This window comes from Kluyvera sp. (assembly GCF_047971185.1).
Lineage (GTDB): Bacteria > Pseudomonadota > Gammaproteobacteria > Enterobacterales > Enterobacteriaceae > Kluyvera.
Genome location: NZ_JBKDZH010000063.1, coordinates 1 through 4,923, shown reverse-complemented (window position 1 = coordinate 4,923; position 4,923 = coordinate 1). Strand labels below are relative to the sequence as shown.

At 59.8% G+C, this 4,923-nt stretch carries 3 protein-coding genes and 1 pseudogene; all 4 read right to left on the bottom strand.

What is annotated here, in order from left to right:
• Window positions 1-368: pseudogene (mraY, locus tag ACK5JN_RS17410) on the bottom strand (phospho-N-acetylmuramoyl-pentapeptide-transferase); the annotation flags it as partial.
• Entirely contained in the window at window positions 362-1,720 is a 1,359-nt protein-coding gene (gene murF, locus ACK5JN_RS17405; protein ID WP_416871312.1) for a UDP-N-acetylmuramoyl-tripeptide--D-alanyl-D-alanine ligase, read from the bottom strand. The pseudogene mraY and the gene murF, both read right to left, overlap by 7 nt.
• The gene (gene murE / locus ACK5JN_RS17400) at window positions 1,717-3,204 is read right to left on the bottom strand and encodes a UDP-N-acetylmuramoyl-L-alanyl-D-glutamate--2,6-diaminopimelate ligase (RefSeq protein WP_416871311.1); all 1,488 of its coding nucleotides are present in this window, start codon (window positions 3,202-3,204) and stop codon (window positions 1,717-1,719) included. The genes murF and murE overlap by 4 nt, the downstream gene beginning before the upstream one ends.
• Window positions 3,191-4,923 (bottom strand): peptidoglycan glycosyltransferase FtsI (locus tag ACK5JN_RS17395; RefSeq protein WP_416871310.1); only part of this gene is annotated, 1,733 nt, incomplete at its 5' end. The genes murE and ACK5JN_RS17395, both read right to left, overlap by 14 nt.

Below are 4,923 nucleotides of genomic sequence, written 5' to 3'. Positions count from 1 at the left end.
TTGCGCACCACTTTGCGGTAGTCATCGACAAAACCGATAATGCCGTAGCCGATCAGTACCGTCAGCACGCACCAGACGTACGGGTTAGAAGGATAAGCCCACAGCAGCACGGAAACGGTAATGGCGGTGAGGATCATGATCCCACCCATCGTTGGGGTACCGCGTTTGCTGAAGTGCGACTCCGGACCGTCGTTACGCACGACCTGGCCGAACGACATTTTTTGCAGGCGGGCGATCATGCGCGGGCCCATCCACAGCGAGATGAACAGCGCGGTCAGCAGGCTGACAATGGCGCGAAACGTCAGATAGGAAAAGACGTTAAAGCCGGAATAATATTTGACCAGATGTTCGGCCAGCCACACTAACATGTCCCGTTCTCCTGTAAAGCGCGTACGACCTGTTCCATGGCGGCACTGCGTGATCCTTTCACCAGAATGGTGATCGTTTTATGTTCATTAATGAGCGATTTCAGACGGGCAATCGCCGCGTCTTTCCCGGAGAAGTGCTCCCCTGCCCCGCTCGCCGTGCTGATGGCCTGGCTTAATGTGCCAACGCTCAGCACCCGATCGATGCCTGCCACTTTCGCCGCTTCACCGACCTGGATATGACAGGCTTCGCTCTCATCGCCCAGCTCAGCCATGTCGCCCACGACCAGCACGCGGTAGCCCGGCATTTCAGACAGCACCTGCACCGCGGCGGTCATCGAACCGACGTTGGCGTTGTAGGAGTCGTCCAGCAGCAGCTGACTAGCCGTCAGGTGGATCGGGAACAGACGCCCCGGCACCGCTTTCAGCTGCGCCAGCCCGGCTTTCACCGCGTTCAGGTCAGCGCCCACCGCCGTTGCCAGCGCGGTTGCTGCCAGCGCATTGGCGATGTTGTGGCGGCCCGGCAGCGGCAGCAGCACGTCCACGCTGCCCTTCGGCGTATTGAGCGTGAACGCAGTTCCCTGCGAGGTAATGCGTACGTCGGCGGCGCTAAAGTCGCTGCCCGCCGCACTCGGCGAGAAGCGCCATACGGTGCGATCGCCAATCACATGCTGCCAGTTGGCCCAGTCGTTGTTATCGGCGTTCAGAATCGCGATGCCGTTCTCCGGCAGCCCGGTAAAGATTTCGCCTTTGGCTTTCGCGACGCCCGCCAGGGAGCCGAAGCCCTCGAGGTGCGCTGCCGCCAGATTGTTCACCAGCGCCGCTTCCGGACGCGTCAGGCTGACGGTCCAGGCAATTTCGCCCTGATGGTTGGCGCCCAGCTCAATCACCGCATACTGATGCTCCGCCGTGAGGCGCAGTAATGTCATCGGCACGCCGATGTCATTATTTAGGTTGCCCGCGGTATAAAGCGTGTTGCCGCACTGGCTGAGGATGGCGGCGGTCATTTCTTTGACCGAGGTTTTACCGGAAGAACCGGTTAGCGCCACCACGCGCGCCGGCACCTGCTGGCGCACCCAGGCCGCCAGTTCGCCAAAGGCAAGGCGAGTATCGCTCACCACCAGCTGCGGCAGGTCGATGTCCAGCCTGCGGCTGACCAGCAGCGCGCCCGCGCCGCCGTCTTTGGCGGTTTGCGCAAAATCGTGCGCGTCAAAACGTTCGCCCTTCAGCGCCACAAACAGGCAGCCGGGGGTTAATTTACGCGTGTCGGTGGTGACGTCGCTAATCTGACGATCGACGCCGTGCAGTTCGGCGCGCAGGATGTCGGCCAGTTGGCTTAAGCTGACGCTAATCATGCCACCACTCCCAGCAGACGCGCTGCGGTTACACGGTCGGAATAGTCGAGGCGACGGTTGCCGACGATTTGATAATCTTCATGGCCTTTACCGGCCAGCAGCACCACGTCGTTCTCTTTGGCCAGCATGATGGCGTTGGTCACCGCTTCCGCGCGGCCTTCCATCACTTTCGCATGCCCGGCATCGACCATCCCGGCCAGAATATCGTTGATAATCGCGCGCGGCTCTTCGGTGCGCGGGTTATCGTCGGTCACAACCGCAACGTCGGCGAACTCTTCAGCAATCGCGCCCATCAGCGGACGTTTGCCTTTATCGCGATCGCCACCGCAGCCAAAGACGCACCACAGCTTACCGGCGCAGTGCAGGCGTGCGGCCTGTAAGGCTTTTTCCAGCGCATCCGGGGTGTGGGCGTAATCGACCACTACCGTCGGTTTGCCCGGCGCGCTGAACACTTCCATCCGCCCGCAAACCGGCTGTAGCCGCGCGGCGGTTTTCAGCAGGTCGCTCAGCGAGTAATCCAGCGCTAACAGCGTCGCCAGCGCCAGCAGCAGGTTGCTGACGTTAAAGGCGCCCATCAGGCGGCTTTCAATTTCGCCCTCGCCCCAGCTGGAATCGAAGCGAATGGTCGCCCCGCTGTCGTGGTAGTTCACGGCGGTGGCTTTCAGCCAGCGGCCATGGCAGTTCGGGTTGATGTGGTCTTCCATCGATACCGCCACCGCATCCGGCAGGCGGCTGAGCCAGCGACGGCCCACTTCGTCGTCGGCGTTGACAATCGCCTGACCGCAGTGGTGCGTGGAGTACAGCAGCCATTTCGCCGCTTCGTAGTGCTCCATATCGCCATGATAATCAAGGTGATCGCGGCTAAGGTTGGTGAACACGGAGGCGGCAAACTTGAGCGCCGCGACGCGGTGCTGGACCAGACCATGGGACGAGACTTCCATCGCCGCCATCGTCGCGCCGTCAGCCACCAGGCCAGAGAGGACATGCTGTACATCAACCGCCGAACCGGTGGTGTTCTCGGTCGGGATCACTTTGCCCAGCAGGCCGTTGCCGACCGTGCCCATGACCGCGCTGGTTTCACCCAGCAGCTGGCACCACTGCGCAATCAGCTGCGTGGTGGTGGTTTTGCCGTTGGTGCCGGTGACGCCAACGAGGCGCAGGCTATCCGACGGTTCATCATAGAAACGCCCGGCCAGCGCCGATAAGCGTTCGTTTAACTGGCTGAGGTAAATAACCGGCACGCCGTGCATTTCACGGATTTCACCGTCGGTCGCTTCATCTTTTGCCTCGGCGACAATGGCAGCAACACCCTGTGCAATTGCCTGCGGGATATAACGACGCCCGTCCGCCTGATGACCCACTACCGCTACGAACAGATCGCCCGATGCAGCCACACGGCTGTCGAGCGTCATCTCTCGCAGTACTCGCTCCGGTGCATTCGGCACCCACGGAGCGAGAAGGTCGCGCAAATTACGATCTGCCACCTGATCCCTCGCCTTGATTTGTCACAAATTCACTCTTATCGCTCGTTGCCAGCGCGTCCGGCTCAATGTTCATCGTGCGCAGTACGCCGCCCATGATGGCACCGAACACCGGCGCGGAAACGGCGCCACCGTAGTATTTACCTGCCTGCGGGTCGTTGATGACCACCACCAGCGCAAAGCGCGGCTGGCTGGCTGGCGCGACGCCCGCGGTGTAAGCAATGTATTTGTTGATATAGCGCCCGTCCGGGCCGACCTTTTTCGCCGTACCGGTTTTAATGGCGATACGGTAGCCTTTAATCGCTGCCTTCACGCCGCCGCCGCCGGGCAGCGCCACGCTTTCCATCATATGAACGACGGTGCGGACGATAGACTCCGGGAAGACGCGCTCGCCGGGAACCGGCGGGTCAACTTTGGTTATCGACAGCGGACGGTAGATGCCGTAGCTGCCAATCGTTGCGTAGACTCGCGCTAACTGTAACGGGGTTACCATTAGCCCGTAGCCGAAAGAGAAGGTGGCCCTCTCTATGTCAGACCACCGTTGTTTTTGAGGATATAAGCCACTGCGTTCTCCGACCAACCCCAAATTGGTCGCTTTTCCCAGCCCAAAACGTGAGTAAGTATCTACTAACGCTGAGGACGGCATCGCTAACGCCAGCTTGGAAACACCGACGTTACTCGACTTCTGTAGTACCCCGGTCAGGGTCAATTCACTGTAGCGCGCCACGTCTTTAATCTCGTGGCCGTTAATTCGGTAGGGAATGGTATTCAGCACGGTATTTTCGTTGACAATCCCGCGCTGCAACGCGGTCATCACCACCATCGGCTTGACCGTAGAACCCGGTTCAAACACGTCGGTAATGGCGCGGTTACGCATGATGTCTTTGGCCGTACCGGAGAAATTGTTCGGGTTATATGACGGGCTGTTGGCCATCGCCAGCACTTCACCGGTGCTGACATCCACCAGCACCGCGCTTCCCGATTCCGCTTTGTTAAACGCCACGGCATTGTTCAGTTCGCGGTAGACCAGTGCCTGCAGGCGCTCATCAATGCTTAACGCCAGGTTGTGTGCAGCCTGGCTGTCGGTTGAAGAGATATCTTCAATGACGCGGCCATAGCGATCTTTACGCACGATGCGCTCGCCAGGCTGGCCGGTAAGCCATTTGTCAAAGCTCTTCTCAACGCCTTCAATCCCCTGGCTATCCACGTTAGTGAAGCCAATGAGGTGAGCAGTAACTTCCCCTGACGGGTAGTAACGGCGCGACTCTTCGCGCATATGGATGCCCGGCAGCTTGAGCTTCTTGATGTAATCCGCCATGTCCGGATTGACCTGGCGCGCCAGGTAGATAAAGCGCATCCGCGGATTGGTATTGATACGTGATGCCAGCTGATCCAGCGGCATGTTTAACGCATCAGCCAACGCTTTCCAACGATTATCAATGCTGACACCACCCGCTTCATGCAGCTCTTTCGGGTCAGCCCAGATGGCCTTCACCGGCACGCTCACCGCCAGCGGACGACCGGAGCGGTCAGTAATCAAGCCACGCGCGGTAGAGACCTCCTGCACGCGCAGAGAACGCATGTCGCCCTGACGAACCAGCATGTCCGGGCTGATCACCTGTAGCCAGGCCACACGACCCAGCAGGAAAGTCAGAGCCAGCAGAATACAGCCGCACAGCAACGCAAAACGCCAACTGATAAAGTTGGCCTGTTCTTCCTGAC